General features: G+C 64.1%; 20 protein-coding genes. 5 read left to right on the top strand and 15 right to left on the bottom strand.

The window, feature by feature from the left end; all coding sequences use genetic code 11:
• The first annotated feature begins 111 nt into the window (after positions 1 to 111).
• Positions 112 to 1,743, top strand: coding sequence for an EAL domain-containing protein (locus B7Z76_RS00380; protein ID WP_291341640.1), 1,632 nt, complete (start codon positions 112 to 114; stop codon positions 1,741 to 1,743).
• 119 nt (positions 1,744 to 1,862) lie between these two features.
• On the opposite strand, the gene B7Z76_RS00375 is transcribed toward B7Z76_RS00380, so the two are convergent.
• Both B7Z76_RS00375 and B7Z76_RS00370 read right to left on the bottom strand, forming a co-directional pair.
• Positions 1,863 to 2,375: a chromate transporter gene (locus B7Z76_RS00375; protein WP_291341639.1), complete on the bottom strand. Its 513-nt coding sequence runs from the start codon at positions 2,373 to 2,375 to the stop codon at positions 1,863 to 1,865.
• Positions 2,372 to 2,917, bottom strand: coding sequence for a chromate transporter (locus tag B7Z76_RS00370; protein WP_174503134.1), 546 nt, complete (start codon positions 2,915 to 2,917; stop codon positions 2,372 to 2,374). The genes B7Z76_RS00375 and B7Z76_RS00370 overlap by 4 nt, the downstream gene beginning before the upstream one ends.
• Before the next feature lie 24 nt (positions 2,918 to 2,941).
• Between B7Z76_RS00370 and B7Z76_RS00365 the strand changes: the two genes are divergently transcribed.
• The 4 genes from B7Z76_RS00365 (at position 2,942) to pstA (ending at position 6,611) form a co-directional block, all read left to right on the top strand.
• Positions 2,942 to 3,505, top strand: coding sequence for a hypothetical protein (locus B7Z76_RS00365; RefSeq protein WP_174503135.1), 564 nt, complete (start codon positions 2,942 to 2,944; stop codon positions 3,503 to 3,505).
• 114 nt (positions 3,506 to 3,619) lie between these two features.
• Complete coding sequence (gene pstS / locus B7Z76_RS00360; protein ID WP_174503136.1) at positions 3,620 to 4,699, top strand: phosphate ABC transporter substrate-binding protein PstS; 1,080 nt, start codon at positions 3,620 to 3,622, stop codon at positions 4,697 to 4,699.
• A gap of 84 nt (positions 4,700 to 4,783) precedes the next feature.
• Positions 4,784 to 5,758 (top strand): phosphate ABC transporter permease subunit PstC, encoded by a 975-nt coding sequence (gene pstC, locus B7Z76_RS00355; protein ID WP_174503137.1) that lies wholly within the window; start codon positions 4,784 to 4,786, stop codon positions 5,756 to 5,758.
• Positions 5,742 to 6,611 carry a phosphate ABC transporter permease PstA gene (pstA, locus tag B7Z76_RS00350; RefSeq protein WP_174503138.1) on the top strand — a complete coding sequence of 290 codons (870 nt, stop codon included), beginning with the start codon at positions 5,742 to 5,744 and terminating at the stop codon, positions 6,609 to 6,611. The genes pstC and pstA overlap by 17 nt, the downstream gene beginning before the upstream one ends.
• A 92-nt stretch (positions 6,612 to 6,703) precedes the next feature.
• Here the strand turns inward: pstA and B7Z76_RS00345 are convergent, their stop codons facing one another.
• From B7Z76_RS00345 to rplF, 13 genes are all read right to left on the bottom strand, one after another.
• Positions 6,704 to 7,102, bottom strand: coding sequence for an MAPEG family protein (locus tag B7Z76_RS00345; protein ID WP_291341638.1), 399 nt, complete (start codon positions 7,100 to 7,102; stop codon positions 6,704 to 6,706).
• A gap of 57 nt (positions 7,103 to 7,159) precedes the next feature.
• On the bottom strand, positions 7,160 to 8,821 hold the full coding sequence (locus B7Z76_RS00340) for a M3 family oligoendopeptidase (protein WP_291341637.1): 1,662 nt from the start codon (positions 8,819 to 8,821) through the stop codon (positions 7,160 to 7,162).
• 139 nt (positions 8,822 to 8,960) lie between these two features.
• Entirely contained in the window at positions 8,961 to 9,401 is a 441-nt protein-coding gene (rplQ, locus tag B7Z76_RS00335; protein WP_174503141.1) for a 50S ribosomal protein L17, read from the bottom strand.
• 50 nt (positions 9,402 to 9,451) lie between these two features.
• Positions 9,452 to 10,471: a DNA-directed RNA polymerase subunit alpha gene (locus B7Z76_RS00330; RefSeq protein WP_174504810.1), complete on the bottom strand. Its 1,020-nt coding sequence runs from the start codon at positions 10,469 to 10,471 to the stop codon at positions 9,452 to 9,454.
• A 129-nt stretch (positions 10,472 to 10,600) separates the two neighbouring features.
• Positions 10,601 to 10,993, bottom strand: a complete 393-nt coding sequence (rpsK, locus tag B7Z76_RS00325; protein WP_007424196.1) for a 30S ribosomal protein S11 — start codon at positions 10,991 to 10,993, stop codon at positions 10,601 to 10,603.
• A gap of 78 nt (positions 10,994 to 11,071) precedes the next feature.
• The gene (rpsM, locus tag B7Z76_RS00320; RefSeq protein ID WP_174504811.1) at positions 11,072 to 11,449 is read right to left on the bottom strand and encodes a 30S ribosomal protein S13; all 378 of its coding nucleotides are present in this window, start codon (positions 11,447 to 11,449) and stop codon (positions 11,072 to 11,074) included.
• 199 nt (positions 11,450 to 11,648) lie between these two features.
• A complete protein-coding gene (locus tag B7Z76_RS00315; RefSeq protein WP_174503142.1) occupies positions 11,649 to 12,323 on the bottom strand; it encodes an adenylate kinase in 675 nt (224 codons plus the stop codon).
• The gene (gene secY, locus B7Z76_RS00310; RefSeq protein ID WP_174503143.1) at positions 12,320 to 13,669 is read right to left on the bottom strand and encodes a preprotein translocase subunit SecY; all 1,350 of its coding nucleotides are present in this window, start codon (positions 13,667 to 13,669) and stop codon (positions 12,320 to 12,322) included. The genes B7Z76_RS00315 and secY overlap by 4 nt, the downstream gene beginning before the upstream one ends.
• Positions 13,670 to 13,806: 137 nt before the next feature.
• On the bottom strand, positions 13,807 to 14,292 hold the full coding sequence (gene rplO / locus B7Z76_RS00305; protein WP_291341636.1) for a 50S ribosomal protein L15: 486 nt from the start codon (positions 14,290 to 14,292) through the stop codon (positions 13,807 to 13,809).
• Positions 14,292 to 14,486 (bottom strand): 50S ribosomal protein L30, encoded by a 195-nt coding sequence (gene rpmD, locus B7Z76_RS00300; protein WP_174503145.1) that lies wholly within the window; start codon positions 14,484 to 14,486, stop codon positions 14,292 to 14,294. The genes rplO and rpmD overlap by 1 nt, the downstream gene beginning before the upstream one ends.
• Positions 14,479 to 15,048 carry a 30S ribosomal protein S5 gene (gene rpsE, locus B7Z76_RS00295; RefSeq protein WP_174503146.1) on the bottom strand — a complete coding sequence of 190 codons (570 nt, stop codon included), beginning with the start codon at positions 15,046 to 15,048 and terminating at the stop codon, positions 14,479 to 14,481. Before rpsE ends, rpmD begins: the two co-directional genes overlap by 8 nt.
• Positions 15,049 to 15,058: 10 nt before the next feature.
• Entirely contained in the window at positions 15,059 to 15,421 is a 363-nt protein-coding gene (gene rplR / locus B7Z76_RS00290; protein ID WP_291341635.1) for a 50S ribosomal protein L18, read from the bottom strand.
• Positions 15,421 to 15,954, bottom strand: coding sequence for a 50S ribosomal protein L6 (rplF, locus tag B7Z76_RS00285; RefSeq protein ID WP_174503148.1), 534 nt, complete (start codon positions 15,952 to 15,954; stop codon positions 15,421 to 15,423). Before rplF ends, rplR begins: the two co-directional genes overlap by 1 nt.
• Between the last annotated feature and the right edge of the window lie 7 nt (positions 15,955 to 15,961).

Here is a 15,961-nt window from a genome sequence, read left to right as displayed (position 1 = left end):
CATATTTGGACAATTCCGCTGCGTGAGGCGGTGGTTATCGTTATTGGCAGGGTATGGATGCGGCCATCCAGGCAGGCCGGGTTCACGACATCGTGCGGAGACTGAAACGGGATGTCGAAAGCCGACACCGTGGTAAACGGGTTGCGGCAGGATCGGGATCGGTATGCGCTGCTGGCATTCTGCTGGGGCGACCTGCTTCTGACGCTCGACCGCGATCTGCGGATCGAGACCATGTCCGGCGCGAGCGAGGCGCTGACCGGCCGAACCGTAGCGTCCTGGACCAACCGGCCATTGGACAATCTGATCGACCGGGCAGATCGCGGGCGGATCGCCGGCATGCTCGAAGCGCTGACGCCGACGCGCCGGGCAATGGCCGGCACCGTCCGCCTCGACGGTCCCCGCGGCATGGGCACCCGGGTCAGCGTCGCGGCGCACCGGCTCGAGAGCGGCAGCGACCGGATCTACGTCGCCATGCGCAGGCTGCCGGAGGATGCGCCCGAGACCGCACCTCCGCCGGATGCGGTCGAGGAGGCGCGGCATCTTGCCGGTCGTCTCGCCGCGGCGGGGTCCAGCGGCGCCGAGATGACCTTGCTGGCGATCCCGCCGATGGGCGGCGCGACTGATCCCGACAGCAAGCGCCTCGGTGACACGCTGGACAACCTGCTCAAGGCCCATTCGCTCGGCGGCGATACCGCGACGCGGCTGCACAGCGGTCATTATTCGGTGTTGCACGAGGCGGGACAGAATTTCAGCGCGTTGGTCGGCCGGATCGAGGCCATGATCCACGCGGCCGACCCAACCGCGCCGCGCGTGGAAGCCGTGACCCTGCCGATGCGCGAAGCGAGCATGAGCGAGGACGATCTGGCGCGCGGGCTGGTCTATGCCATGCACCGTTTCGGCGAGGGCCAGGGCATGACGCTGCAGGAGGCGGGAGAGCGCCTGCGCACGACGCTGAGCGATGCGATGGGAGCGGTGACGCGGCTGCGTCGGGCGATCGATAACGGAGCCTTCGACCTCGTCTTCCAGCCGATCGTCAACATCGCGGATGGCTCCGTCCACCACTATGAAGTGCTGACCCGCTTCGAGCATGCCGGCACGACATCGCCCTTCGAGACGATCCTGCTGGCCGAGGAGACGGGGCTGATCGCCGATTTCGACCTGGCCATGGCGCGCAAGGCGGTGGGGTGGCTCGCCGCCCGGCCGTTGAACGAATCGCAGGTGAATATCGCGATCAACATCTCCGGCCGCTCGATCGTCGACCCTGCCTATTCCAGCGGGCTGCACCGGCTGCTCGACGAAAACGGATGGCTGGGCCGTCGCCTTTCATTCGAGATTACCGAAAGTGCCCAGATCGCCGATCTCGATTCCGCCAACGGCTTCATTCAGGGTCTGCGCAACCGCGGCTTCGCGGTGATGCTCGACGATTTCGGCGCCGGCGCCTCGTCATTCCGGTATCTCTCGGTGCTGGAGGTCGATGCGGTGAAGTTCGACGGCGATGCGATCCGCCACGCGCAGCGGGCGCAGAAGGGCCGCGCCTTTCTCTCGGCGCTGACCGAATTGTGCCGCCGGATGGGGATCAGCACCATCGCGGAAATGATCGAGACGCCGGAGGCACGGGATTTCGTGCGGGAGTGCGGCTGCCACTATGCGCAGGGATATCTTTATGGCGCACCGGCACCGGATATCAGCCGCTTCGCGCGCCTGCCCAAAGCGGGGCTGCCGGTCGCACTTCGGCTCGGCTGAACCTCGTCCGGCGGGTCAGAGCACGTTCCGATCCATCAGGATCGGATGTCGTGCTCTATCTTGTTGATAAATAGAGCATCATCCGATCAGATGATCCCATCTGATCGGATAAAGATGCTCTAGAACAGCGCGGCCCCGAGGGCGGCGGCGGCAGCGAGCAGAACCAGCGGATGCAACCGGACGCAAAGCGAAACAAGCATGACCGCGAGCGTGATCGCCCAGGCTCGCAGACCATGATCGGCCGCGCGGACGACGACGAGGGCGGCGGCGAGGATCAGCCCCCCCGAAACCGGCGTGATCGCCGCCTGCAGAACCAGCCGCCAGCGCGCGGCGCGGAACCGTTCCCACACCCCGGCGACCACAACCGTCAGCACGCTCGACGGACCGATCATGCCGAGCGTGGCAACCAGCGCGCCGGCAATCCCTGCCACATGCAGGCCGATCAGCGTCGCGATCAGCATGTTCGGGCCGGGGCTGGTCTGGGCGAGGCCGAACAGGGCGGCGAATTGTGGCGCGCTCATCCAGTGATGGGCGACAACGGCGCGCGCCATCGCCGGCAAGGTGCTGGCAACCCCGCCGATCGCGATCAGCGACAGGCCGGCGAACAGGCCGAGCAGGACAAGCAGGATCATCGATGCTGCCGCCACGCGACGAACACGGACAGCGGTGTTACGACGACGATGACCGCCGGCAGCGGCAGGTGCAGAACGCCGAACAGGGCAAAGGCAAGGCCAACCACGGCAGCGCGCGCGGGAAGGCGCGCGGCAGGCCAGGCGATGCGCAGCGCGGCCGCCGCGAACAGGCCCGCAGCACCGGCGGCAAGTCCCTGCAACGCGTGATGAACCGGCGGGATCGAGCCGATCCGCTCATAGACGGTGCCGAGCGCGATCACGATGGCGACCGGCGCGGCAAGCAATCCGACAATGGCGACCATCGCGCCGGCGAAGCCACGCTGCCGGGCGCCGAAGGCGGCGGCGAGATTCACCACGTTGGGGCCGGGCAGGAACTGGCACAGGCTGAACAGATCCGAGAATTCCGCCGCGGTGAGCCACCCGCGGCGCTCGACCATGATGCGCCGGGCAAACGGCAGCACGCCGCCGAAGCCGGACAGCCCGGCGACGAAGAAGCCGGAGAACAGCGCGGCGAGGCTGGGACGGGGCGATTCGGCGGTCATTGAAATCACTATGCCCCGGCGCCGATGATCGACAAACCTGACCCGCTCGGGCAGGGTAGCGGCATGAACGATGACGACGGCGATCGCGCCGCACAACCGGGCGGGGAACTCGCGCTGCGCGCCGGTCCGGCGCGGCCCAATCCGCCACTGCCGATCGCATTGATGATCCTGCTCCTTGGCCTCGCCGCCCCCTTCGTGTTCGTGCGGACGGCGCAGCCAAGCCCGTTCCTGACCATGATGGCGCTGCTGCTGCCGCTTGCCGGCACGATCGCGGTGATCGGCGCGGTCGAGTCGATGCGGCGGCTGCGCGCCGACAGGGCGATACGCGCGCGCGCGGTCATCGGGGTGGAGGGCATCACGCTGCACCGCAAGCCGGCGGATGCCGAGCATCACGCCTGGACGGACATCGCCAGCGCCGATGTGACAGCGACGGTCCTTACCCTGATCCTGCGCGGCGAGGGCGGGAAGCGGGTGCGCCGGGCAGTGCGCTACGGCAGGCTGGAGACGCCGGTAGAAATGCTGCGCGGGCGGATCGCGCAGGGGTTGCGTACGGGCGGAAGCGTCACAGAGGCGGATCAGTTGTCATAAAAGCTTCACCGACAACCGGTCGCGTTGTCACACTGGATCATCTAGATGGCGCGGCAGGACGTAGTGATGCGTTCGAGTATGAATTCGCCATCGCAACCGAAAGGGAGATCCATCGTGCGATCAGATTCCAAACTGCGGCGTTCCGTCATCATGGGTGCCGGTGCTGCCGCTCTGCTGGTCGCCGGCCTCGGCGCTGGCGCCGCATCGGCCGCCCAGACCGTGACCCTGACCGAGACCGGCTCCTCGCTGCTCTACCCGCTGTTCAATATCTGGGTGCCGCATTTCGAGAAGGCGCATCCGGGCATCCGCGTCACGACGCAGAGCACCGGTTCGGGCACCGGCATCGCGCAGGCGATCAAGGGCCTCGTGCAGATCGGCGCGTCCGACGCGTACATGTCGAACGGCCAGCTGAAGCAGAGCCCGGGCATCCTGAACATCCCGCTCGCGATCTCGGCGCAGTCGATCAACTACAACCTCCCCGGCCTGAACGGGCACCACCTGGTGTTCTCCGGCCCGGTGCTCGCCGGCATCTATTCCGGCACGATCAACAACTGGGATTCGCCGGCGATCGCGAAGCTGAACCCGGGCGTGAAGCTGCCGAACCACAAGATCATCCCGGTGCACCGCACCGACGGTTCGGGTGATACCTTCATCTTCTCGCAGTATTTGAGCTTCTCCACCCCCGACTGGAACAGCAAGATCGGCTACGGCACCAGCATCTCCTGGCCGGCGGTGCAGGGCGGGCTCGGCGCGCAGGGCAATCCCGGCATGGTCGAGGCGCTGAAGGGCAACAAGTATTCGATCGCCTATGTCGGCGTCAGCTTTGCCCAGCAGATCGACGCTGCGAAGCTCGGCACCGCGAAGCTGGTGAACCGCGCTGGCAAGGCCGTTCTCCCGACCGCCAAGACCGTGAGCGCCGCGGCCGCTGCGCTGGGCGACAAGACCCCGACCGATGAGCGCATCAGCCTGATCTTCGCGCCAGGTGCGAACAGCTACCCGATCATCAACTATGAATATGCGATCGTGAACAAGAAGCAGGCGAACAAGGCCACTGCCGATGCGGTGAAGACCCTGCTGACCTGGGCCTCCAACCAGGGCAATGCCGAGCAGTATCTGAAGCAGGTGCACTTCAAGGCCCTGCCGAAGAAGATCCGCGAGCTGTCCGCGAAGCAGATCGCCCAGATCGAGGGCTGATCCACGGAGAGCCGCAAGGCTTGACGAGACGACCCCTGCCCTTCCGGCTTCGCCGGAGGGGCAGTTTCGTGTAAGGGGTGCCGCATGTCGAAGGTGAAACCGTTCAGGCTGACCATGGCGGCGGTCGCGCTGCTGATCCCGCTGGCGCTGGCTGCCATCGTCTTCTTTCTCGCGCGCTATTCGTGGCAGGCGATCGGGTTCAACGGGCTGCGCTTCCTGTGGACGATCAACTGGAATCTCGGGAATCTCTACGGCAACACGGTGATCCACCACGGCTACGAGGTCCCGCCCGGTGCGAATTACGGGATACTCGCCTTCATCGTCGGCACTCTGTTCTCCTCCTTCCTCGCAATCCTGTTCGCCGTGCCGGTGAGCGTCGGCACCGCGATGTTTCTTTCGGAAAAAGCGCCGGCGCGGATGCGACCCTGGCTGACCATGCTGGTCGAGCTGGTCGCCGTGGTGCCGAGCGTGGTTTTCGGCCTGTGGGGCATTTTCGTGCTGGTGCCGCTGATCGCGAACTGGATCAGCCCGGCGATCACCGCGGTGTTCGGCTTCATACCCTTCTTCAACATGAACAACAGCACCGGCAGCGGCTACGGGCTGCTCGCCGCCTCGATCGTGCTGGCCCTGATGATCACGCCGATCATCACCACGACGCTGTACGACGCGCTCAACCAGGTGCCGCGCGAATTGCGGGAATCGGCCTATGCGCTGGGAGCGACGCATTTCGAGGTCGTTGCCAGCACCATGCTGCCGACCGCTCGCGTCACGCTGATCGGCGGCATCGTGCTGGCGCTTGGCCGCGCGCTGGGCGAGACGATGGCGGTGCTGATGGTTTCGGGCGGCGCGCTCAACTACCTGCCGGGGACGATCTTCACCCCGATCAGCACGATGGCCGCCTTCATCCTCTCGCAGCTCGACAGCGCGCTGCAGGACCCGAGCAACATGGCGGTGAAGTCGCTTGCTGAAATCGCGCTCGTGCTGTTCGTCATCACCGTGCTGGTCAACGCGGCCGCACGCCTGCTGGTCAGGAGGACGATCAATGTCCGCAACGCATGATGCCACGCCGGCGCGGCTGACGACGCTCGAACGGCGGCGCTACGCGACCAACATCATCGGCTGGGGGCTGTGCACCCTCGCCTTTCTGCTGATCGCCGTGCCGCTGCTCGATCTCGTGCTGACGGTAACGCTCAAGGGCGCCTCGGCATTCTCGGTCGCGCTCTTCACCACCTCGACGAACGGGGTGACGGGCGGGCTGCAGAACGCGATCATCGGCACGCTGGTGCTCTCGCTCGGCTCGCTCCTGATCGCCGCGCCGATCGGGATCGGCGCCGGGATCTATCTCTCGGAATATGGCGCGAACCGCTTCGGCGCGACCGTGCGCTTCCTGGCCGACACGTTGACCGGCACGCCCTCGATCGTACTGGGCTATTTCTCCTACATCACCATGGTAATCGGGCTCGGCTGGAAATTCTCCGCACTGGCCGGGGCGATCACGCTGGCCATCATGGTCGTGCCCTATCTGGCGCGGATCACCGAAATGTCCCTCCGGCGGGTGCCGATCAGCATGCGCGAGGCGGCCTATGCGCTGGGCGCGCGGGATCATACCGTGGCCTCACGCATCGTGCTGGCAGCGGCAGCACCGGGCGTGATCACCGGCGTGCTGCTGTCGCTCGCGATCTCGGTCGGCGAAACGGCGCCACTGATCTATACTGCCGGGTGGTCCAACTATCTCTGGTCCGGCAAGCTCACCAACGAGCCGATCGGCTACCTGACCTATGTCATCTGGACCTTCATCAACGAACCGAACCCACAATCCCACGCCCTTGCCTTCGCCGCGGCGCTGCTTGTGATGCTCGTCGTGCTGGCGATCAATATCGGCGTGCGGATGATCTTGCGGCGGGACCCGTGATCAGCTCTCACGCCTGATATCGGCGACCAACCCGCCCACAAGGCGGGCTAGTCCTGCGGGCGCGATCGGAAAGACGTTGCGCTGACGATCGCTCATCGCAGCCGCGCCAGCAACAGAGCAGCCTCCGCACCGACGACAAGCCAGGTGATGAGCGCGCCGGGCGCGCGGCAGAGGAATTGCTGAAGGGAATTCTCCGGCGCGATCATGCCGAACGGGTGGATGATGCGCGCGATCAGCAGCGGGAAGAGCAGCGCGTTCATCTCAAGCCGCCCTGCCCCGCTTGCCTCGAGACAGGCCGCAAGCAGCAGGATCAGCGGAACATATTCAGCGAAATTGGCATGCGCGCGGATGCGCCGGGCAAGGCGCGCATTGCCGCCATCGCCGTGAATCACCCGGAACCCGACCCGGCCAAAACCAACCCAGAGCGAGAGCGCGAGATAAATCAGGGCGAGCAGGGCGCCGTACCCGGCGGTAACGGTGGGGAAGGTCATGATTCAGTGCTCTATCATGTTGATAAATTGAGCATCCTTATCTGATCCTATGACGCCCTAGAGATCAAGCGCCTGTGCTGCGGCGCGCACCACATCGCGCAAGGCGCCCGGGGTAAAGGGCGAGACGAGGCCCGCCGCGGCAACGAGCCCGCCGAACGGGCGCGAGCCGCCAAGCGTGCAGAGCGTGGCGTAGGTATCGAAGGCAGCGCGCTCGTCGCGCTGTGCCGCGAGCCAGAATTGCAGCGCACAGCACTGCGCCAGAGTATAATCGATATAATAGAAGGGCGAGCGATAGATGTGCATCTGCGCCTGCCAGCGACCCCCTTGCGCCGGATAGTCAAGGTCGCCCCAGTCCCGCCAGGGCAAATAAAGCTGTTCGAGACGACGCCAGAGCGCGTGGCGATCGGCCGGTGTGAGGTCGGGTTCGGCATAGACCTCATGCTGGAAATGATCGACACACACGCCATAGGGCAGGAATTCGAGCGCGCCGATCAGATGCATCCGCCGGTAGCGTTCGGTTGCAGCGCCGAACATCGGCTCGATATGCGGATGGGCAAGGAATTCCAGGCTCATAGAATGGATTTCTGCCGCCTCCATCGTCGGCCAGAAATAATCCGAAAGCGGCAGGTGCCGGCTCATGTAGTTCTGGAAGGCGTGGCCCATCTCATGCGTGAATACATCAACATCGTGATGCGTGCCGTTGAAATTCGCGAAGATGAACGGCATGCCCACGCTCGGGAAGCTGGTGCAGAAACCGCCGCCTGCCTTGGCGGGCCGGTTGTCGAGATCCATGAAGCCGCCATTGCGCATCGCGTCGTAGAAGTTGGCAAGGCGTGGGTCCATCGCCGCGAACATCTCCGCCGCGGCACCTTCCAGCACCGCACGCCCGCCGACCGGCTTCGGGTTGCCCTCCGGGTCGATCATCGGTTCATCCCACGCCATCAGGCGGTCGAGGCCGTTTTCCACCTTGCGGCGCTCCATCAACCGGGCAACGAGTGGCACGACATGGCGGCGGACCTCCTCGCGATAGGTCGCGACCTCGGCGGGTCCGTAATCGAGCCGCCCCATCCGCCGATAGGCGAGCGAAATGAAATTCTCATCCCCGAGGGTGCGGGCAATGCCGTGGCGCAGCTTCACCAGCTTGTCATAGAGCCCGTCCAGCGTGTCGCCATGCTGGGCAAAGAACGCCCAGCGCGCAGCGGCGGCGTCGTGGCGAACCGAACGATCCGGGCTTTCGGCATAAGGACCGAGGCCCGAGAGATTGAGCGTTTGCCCATCGAATTCGATCCACGCGCTGGCAAGCAACGCGGTATATTCGGCCGCGAGACGGGACTCGACTTCCAGATCCGCGGCAATTTCAGGCCGGAAGGTCGTAATGTCATTGCGCCACATCGCCAGCGCGTGGGGGCCGAACCGGGCTTCGAGCGCAGCCGTGTCGAGCCCCAGCAATCGGGTCTTGAACGCGGTTTCATGATTGGCGACCACCGGGTCGAGCGCGTCGGCATATTCCCGTGCCGCATTGCGGCCGGGATCGGCAGTATCCTGCGAGAACCGCAGATGGACGAGGCTCGACCACGTACCATAATCCCGACGAAGTGCTTCCCATCCGTCGATCGCGGGGCCGATCGCCCCGGCGTCAAGATGCGCATGCAGCGTGCCATAGCCAGCCGCAAGCCCGGATTCAGAGGGGGTTTCAGCGGTGATCTGGTCGAATTGCATCGTCACTCCCTGGAGTACTCACCGATCCGTCACGGTCGGATGATGCTCAAGCATGGCATGCTGTTGTAGTGTGCCGACAGAACGAAAAAAGGCGCGGCAGATGCCGCGCCCTTCATTCAATCAAACGCGGCGGAAGCGTTCAGGCAGCAGCCGCTTCGTCGGACTCGGTCTCATCGGTGGCGAGCTCCGGCTTCGGGCCGCTATCCTGCCCCTTCGCGGCCGGATCGCGATCGACAAGCTCGATGACAGCCATATCTGCGGCATCGCCATACCGCATGCCGGCCTTCAGAACGCGAGTATAGCCGCCCTGGCGTTCCTTGTATCGATCGGCAAGCGCCGCAAAGAGCTTGGAGACGATGACATCGTCTCTCAGCATCGCATGCGCCTGACGGCGGGCGTGCAACCCGCCGCGCTTGCCAAGGGTGATCAGCTTCTCGGCAACCGGCCGGAGCTCCTTCGCCTTCGGCAGCGTGGTGGTGATCTGCTCGTGCTTGAGCAGGGCGACCGCCATGTTGCGGAACATGGCCGCGCGGTGGGACGCGGTGACGCCAAGTTTACGTCCTGCAAGGCCGTGACGCATGGGAGTAACTCCGGATCAGTAAAGACGAAAAGCGATGGGTTGAAAGGCGATCAGAACGGATTGTCGGAGCGTTTGACCAGCTCCTCGATATTTTCAGGCGGCCAGTCCGGCACAACCATGCCAAGGCCAAGGCCCATGGCAGACAGGACTTCCTTGATTTCGTTCAGCGATTTGCGGCCGAAATTCGGCGTGCGCAGCATTTCCTGCTCCGACTTCTGAACGAGATCGCCGATATAGACGATATTGTCGTTCTTCAGGCAGTTCGCCGAACGGACGGAAAGCTCCAGCTCGTCCACCTTGCGCAGCAGGTTCGGGTTGAACGGCAACTCCGGGCGCGGCTCCTCGGCGCGGAGGCGCTGCGGCTCCTCGAAGTTGATGAACATGCCGAGCTGGTCCTGCAGAATGCGGGCGGCAAGCGCCACCGAATCTTCAGGAGTGACGGCGCCGTTGGTCTCGATGTTCAGGATCAGACGGTCATAGTCGGTGACCTGACCGACACGAGTCGGCTCCACGCGATACGACACGCGGCGCACCGGCGAATAGATCGAATCGACGGGGATGAGCCCGATCGGCGCATCCTCGGGGCGATTCGCCGCGGCCGGAACATAGCCACGGCCGGAATCGACCGTCAGTTCCATGCCGAGCGTCGCACCGTCGTCCAGCGTGCAGATCACTAGCTCGGGGTTCATCACCTCGATATCGTGACCGGTCTGAATCATCCCGGCAGTCACCTCGCAGGGACCGGTCGCCGACACGGTCATCCGCTTCGGGCCATCGCCATGCATGCGCACCGCGATCTGCTTGATATTGAGGACGATGTCGGTGACGTCCTCACGGACGCCGGCGATCGACGAGAATTCGTGCAGCACGCCATCGATCCGCACCGATGTCACGGCTGCGCCATGCAGCGAGGACAGCAGGACACGGCGCAGGGCGTTGCCGAGAGTAAGGCCGAAACCGCGCTCCAGCGGCTCGGCGATGATCGTCGCCACGCGCATGTCATCAGCGCCGGGCTCGATATCCAGCTTCTCGGGCTTGCGCAGCGACTGCCAGTTCCGCTGCAATGCCAAATGCGTATCTCTCAACATCAGTCCCTCCGGTCAGGCGGGCGTGCCGCCCTCACCATCCAAAAACGTTCCGACCCCGGCGCGGCATCAGCCCTTCGGGGTGCGGCCGGGCCGCGTCAGCGGCCGGCGCCGTCAGACGCGGCGACGCTTGCGCGGACGGCAGCCGTTATGCGGAATCGGCGTGAGGTCACGGATCGCGGTGATCGAGAAACCGATCGTCTGCAGGGCGCGCAACGCGCTCTCACGACCAGCCCCCGGACCGCTAACCTCGATTTCCAGCGTCTCCATGCCGTGCTCGCGCGCCTTGCGCCCGGCATCCTCGGCAGCCACCTGCGCCGCATACGGGGTCGACTTGCGGCTGCCCTTGAAACCCTGGCTGCCGGCCGACGACCACGAGATCGCGTTGCCCTGCGCGTCCGAAATGGTCACCATCGTGTTGTTGAAGCTCGCGAGAACATGCGCGACACCGGAGGAGATGTTCTTGCGTTCCTTGCGGCGGGGACGCGTGGAGGCTGCTTTGGCCATGAATAATCCTGTCTCTGTCTCGATACGCCGACCCATGGTCGGCCGGCGTTGAAAGTCGGGTAGGCGCGAAGCCGCAGCTTAGCGGGTCGCCTTCTTCTTGCCAGCAATCGCCACGGCCTTGCCCTTACGGGTGCGGGCGTTGGTGTGGGTGCGCTGGCCACGAACTGGCAGACCCTTGCGATGCCGAAGCCCGCGATAGCACCCAAGATCGACGAGGCGCTTGATGTTCATGGCGACTTCACGGCGGAGATCACCCTCGACGCGATAATCCTTGTCGATCAGCTCGCGGATCTTCATGATCTCGTCTTCGGAGAGCTGATTGACACGCTTCTCGTCGGCGATCTCGAGCGCCTGGCAGATTTCGCGCGCCTTGGCCGGCCCGATACCATAAATATACCGCAGGCTGATCAGCACGCGCTTGTTCGAAGGGATGTTTACGCCGGCAATACGCGCCACGGTCTGCTCCTTGGATCGCCGCCGGGTGCGGCCGGCGGCATTGAAGGTCATCGAATGAAGGCTCAGACTAGATAAACCAGCCTTGGCGCCTCAATAAAGTGCGGCGCCCCGCCAGGGAGCGCCGCAGATGTGGTTCTCTAATGCCCGGCCCGTTCCGAGTCAATCGAGATGGATCAATTTTCCGTGATCTGATCCATTATCACACTGTCGCCGGACGGGCGACACCCGCCTCACGCAACGCCGCCTCGATCTGGCCGGTGACGTCGTCCATCGCCGCCATGCCATCGACGGAGTAGAGCCGCCCGCCAGCTTCGTAATAGGGCAGGATCGGCGCGGTCTGCGCGTTGTAGGCCGAGAGACGGTCTTTCACGACCTCCGCCTTGTCGTCCGGGCGGCGAACGAAATCGTGCCCGCCACATTTGTCGCAGACGCCATCGGCCTTCGTGGGATGGAACCGGTCATGATACCCGGCGCCGCAAGTCCCGCAGGTGAAGCGCCCGGAGATACGCTCGACCAGCACTGCCTCATCCACCTTCAGCAGGATCACGGCATCGAGATCGAATTTCTGTTCCGCCAGCATCGCATCCAGCGCCTCGGCCTGGGGAACTGTGCGGGGAAAACCGTCGAGGATGAAGCCGTTACGGCAATCCGGCCGGGACAGCCGATTCCGCAGCATGCCGATGATGATGTCATCCGACACCAGTGCGCCGGCTTCCATCACCGCCTTCGCGGCAAGCCCGAGTTCGGTGCCGGCCTTCAGTTCGGCCCGCAGCATGTCGCCGGTGGCAATCTGGGCAACGCCGTAGCGCTCCTCTAGAATTTTCGCCTGCGTGCCTTTGCCGGCTCCCGGAGGCCCCAAAAGAATAATGTTCATCGACCGCGTGTCCTCCCTCGACCCTTGCGAATCAGGCCTTCATATTGATGGGCAAGTAGATGAGACTGAATTTGCGCTACCGTGTCCATCGTGACCGAAACGACGATCAAAAGCGAGGTGCCGCCGAAATAATATCCCGCTGCCAGATCGAATTGTCCGATCAGGAATTGAGGTATGAGACAGACGATGACGAGGTAGGCGGCGCCGATTGTGGTGAGCCTGGTCAACACCGAGTCGAAATATTTAGCCGTGTTTGCCCCGGGACGGATGCCGGGAACAAAACCGCCGTATTTCTTGAGATTATCCGCGGTTTCCTCAGGATTGAACACAACGGCCGTGTAAAAATAGGAAAAGAAGATGATCAAACCGGCATACAGCAACATGTAGCCCGGCTGTCCGTTCGACAACTCGCGGGCGAGGAACTGCAGCCAGCCAGGGCCGGTGCCGTGGCTGAACCCGATCACGGTGGCCGGGATGAGCAACAGTGAACTGGCGAAAATCGGAGGAATAACGCCCGACGTGTTCACTTTCATCGGAAGGTGAGATGAATCGCCACCGAACATGCGGTTCCCCACCTGGCGCTTCGGATACTGGATCACGACCTTGCGCTGCGCGCGTTCCATGAACACCACAAAGGCGACGACCGCGAGCGAGAGAACAAAAAAGCCAATTACAAACCCGGTCGAGAGCCCACCAGAAGCACCGAGCTGAAGCACGCTCGCGATTGCTCCCGGAAACGCTGCAACGATACCGGCGAAAATGATCAGGCTCGACCCGTTACCGATACCCCGCGAGGTAATCTGCTCACCGAGCCACATCAGGAACACGGTGCCGCCCGTCAGCGTGATCACGGTGGTGACAATGAAGAAGAGCCCTGGATCCATGACGGCAGGGCCAACAGTCGAGGTGATGCTCTCAAGCCCGATGGCGATGCCGTAAGACTGGGCGAGAGCAATCACGACCGTGAGGTAGCGTGTATACTGGTTGATCTTCTGCTGCCCCGTCTGACCTTCCTTCTTGAGCGTCTCAAGTTGCGGAACGGCCGCCTGGAGCAGCTGCATGATGATCGACGCGGAGATGTAGGGCATGATGTTCAGCGCGAACACCGTCATGCGACCAAGCGCGCCGCCGCTGAACATGTTGAACATGCCGAGAATGCCGCCGCCATTCTGCGCCAGCATATGCTCCATCACCGTCGGGTCCACCCCGGGAATCGGGATATAAGTGCCGAGGCGGAAAACGATCAGCGCACCGAGGGTGAACCAGATCCGCTTCTTGAGATCGGTCGCCTTCGACAGGGTTTCGAGGTTGAAGCTCGAAGCGAGTTGCTCAGCGGCGGACGCCATGAATATCCCTCATCCAACGGCAGCGTGCCGTATCTCCGGAAACCGGAACGGCGCCGCGGGTCTGTGAAAACTCACGACCTGCAGCGCCGTTCGTCAGGCTTTATTGTGCCGCAACCTTGGTGGTCACGGCAAGTGGGTCAGGCAGAAGCCGCCTCAGCGCGGACGACCGTCGTCGTCACGCTGCCGCCAGCCTGTTCGATGGCAGCGATGGCCGTGGCCGATGCGCCAGACACCTCGATCTCAACCTTCTGCGAGATCTCGCCGCGGCCAAGCAGCCGCACGCCGGCAAGCTTCGAACCGGCATAGACACCGGCGGCGCGCAGGGTCGCCTCGGTGATCTTCTGCCCCGCATGGATCTTGCCCGCCTCGATCAGCGCAGCAAGTGTGCCGATGTTCAGGGGGGCATAGTCCTTGCGGTTCACATTGCTGAAGCCGCGCTTCGGCAAACGCCGGTAGATCGGGAGCTGACCGCCCTCGAACCCGTTCAGCGATACGCCCTCACGCGCCTTCTGGCCCTTGACGCCCTTTCCGGACGTCTTGCCCTTGCCCGATCCGATGCCGCGCCCAAGCCGCTTCGACTTCGGGCGCGCACCGGGATTATCGCGCAGTTCGTTCAGTTTCATTACGACAGCTCCTCGACCTTCAGGAGATGCTTGACCTTGCGGATGCGGCCGAGCGTTTCCGGGGTGGCGGCGAGTTCACGGCTCGCATTCATCCGGCGCAGACCGAGACCGACAAGAGTCTCCTTCTGGCCCGGCTTGCGGCCAATCGGCGACCCGACCTGGGTGACGCGCACCCGCTTCACCTGATCAGACATCGGCCTGGACCTCCTTCTCGCGCTTCGGGCCGAACAGGTCAGCGACCTTCTTGCCACGACGAGAGGCAACACTGCGCGGACTGGCGCATTGCGAGAGCGCCGCAACCGTTGCCTTCACCATGTTGTGCGGATTGCGGCTGCCGAGCGACTTCGCCACGACGTCGCCGATGCCGAGCGTCTCGAAAACGGCGCGCATCGGACCGCCAGCGATGATACCGGTGCCCGGAGGCGCTGCGCGCAGCACGACATGCCCGGCGCCGAAACGGCCCTCGATGTCATGATGCAGCGTGCGGCCTTCCTTCATCGGAACGCGGATCATGCCGCGCTTTGCCCGCTCGGTCGCCTTGCGGATGGCTTCCGGAACTTCCTTCGCCTTGCCAGCGCCGAAGCCAACCCGGCCCTTCTGGTCGCCAACCACCACGAGGGCGGCAAAAGCAAAACGACGGCCACCCTTCACCACTTTCGCGACGCGGTTGATGGTGACGAGCTTGTCGATCAGCTCGTCGCCATCGCGATCCCGCTCGCGCTCGCGGCCCCGGCCTTCTCTCGGTTCGCGTGCCATGCCCTGCTCCTCAGAAATCCAGACCGCTCTCGCGAGCGGCTTCGGCCAGGGCCTTCACCCGGCCATGATACATGTAGGCGCCACGGTCGAACACGACCTGGGTGACACCGGCCTCTTTCGCCCGCTCGGCCACAAGCTTGCCCACCGCAGCGGCGGCCTGCTTGTCGGCCCCGGTCTTCAGCGCCGCGCGCAGGCCGGCATCCAGCGACGACGCGGCAGCGAGCGTGCGCCCCGCGGCATCGTCGATCACCTGGGCATAGATGTGCTTGCCCGACCGGAACACCGAAAGGCGGGGACGGCCATGTGCCTTGAGGCGGATCTGGTAGCGGAGGCGCTGGCGGCGCCGCGCCTCGTTTTCGTGTACAGCGCTCATTACTTCTTCTTGCCTTCCTTGCGACGGATCGCCTCGCCCTCGAACTTCACACCCTTGCCCTTGTAGGGCTCGGGCGGACGGAAGGCGCGAAGCTCGGCGCAAACCTGCCCCACCAGCCGCTTGTCGATACCCTCAACCTTGATCGATGTCGGCTTTTCGCAGGTGATCTTGATGCCCTGCGGCACCGGATAGACCACATCGTGCGAGAAGCCCAAATTCATGACCAGGTTGCTGCCCTGGACCGAGGCGCGGAAACCGGTGCCGTTGATCTCGAGCGTCTTCGCATAACCCTGCGAGACGCCCTGGACAACATTGGCGACATTCGCGCGCGTCGTGCCCCACATCATGCGGGATGCGGCTTCCTTGTCGCGCGGGGTTACGGTGACCTTGCCATCCTCGAACACGGTCTCGACGCGCTCGGAAAGCGGCATCTTCAGCTCACCCAGCTTGCCCTTCGCGGTCAGGAAACCATCGACGATGGTGATCGACACACCCTGCGGAACAGCAACCGGATACTTACCAACTCGTGACATGATGCTG

This window comes from Acidiphilium sp. 20-67-58, from assembly GCF_002255515.1.
GTDB lineage: Bacteria > Pseudomonadota > Alphaproteobacteria > Acetobacterales > Acetobacteraceae > Acidiphilium.
The sequence above is the reverse complement of the archived record's forward strand: the minus strand, read 5'-3'. Positions and strand labels throughout refer to the sequence as shown.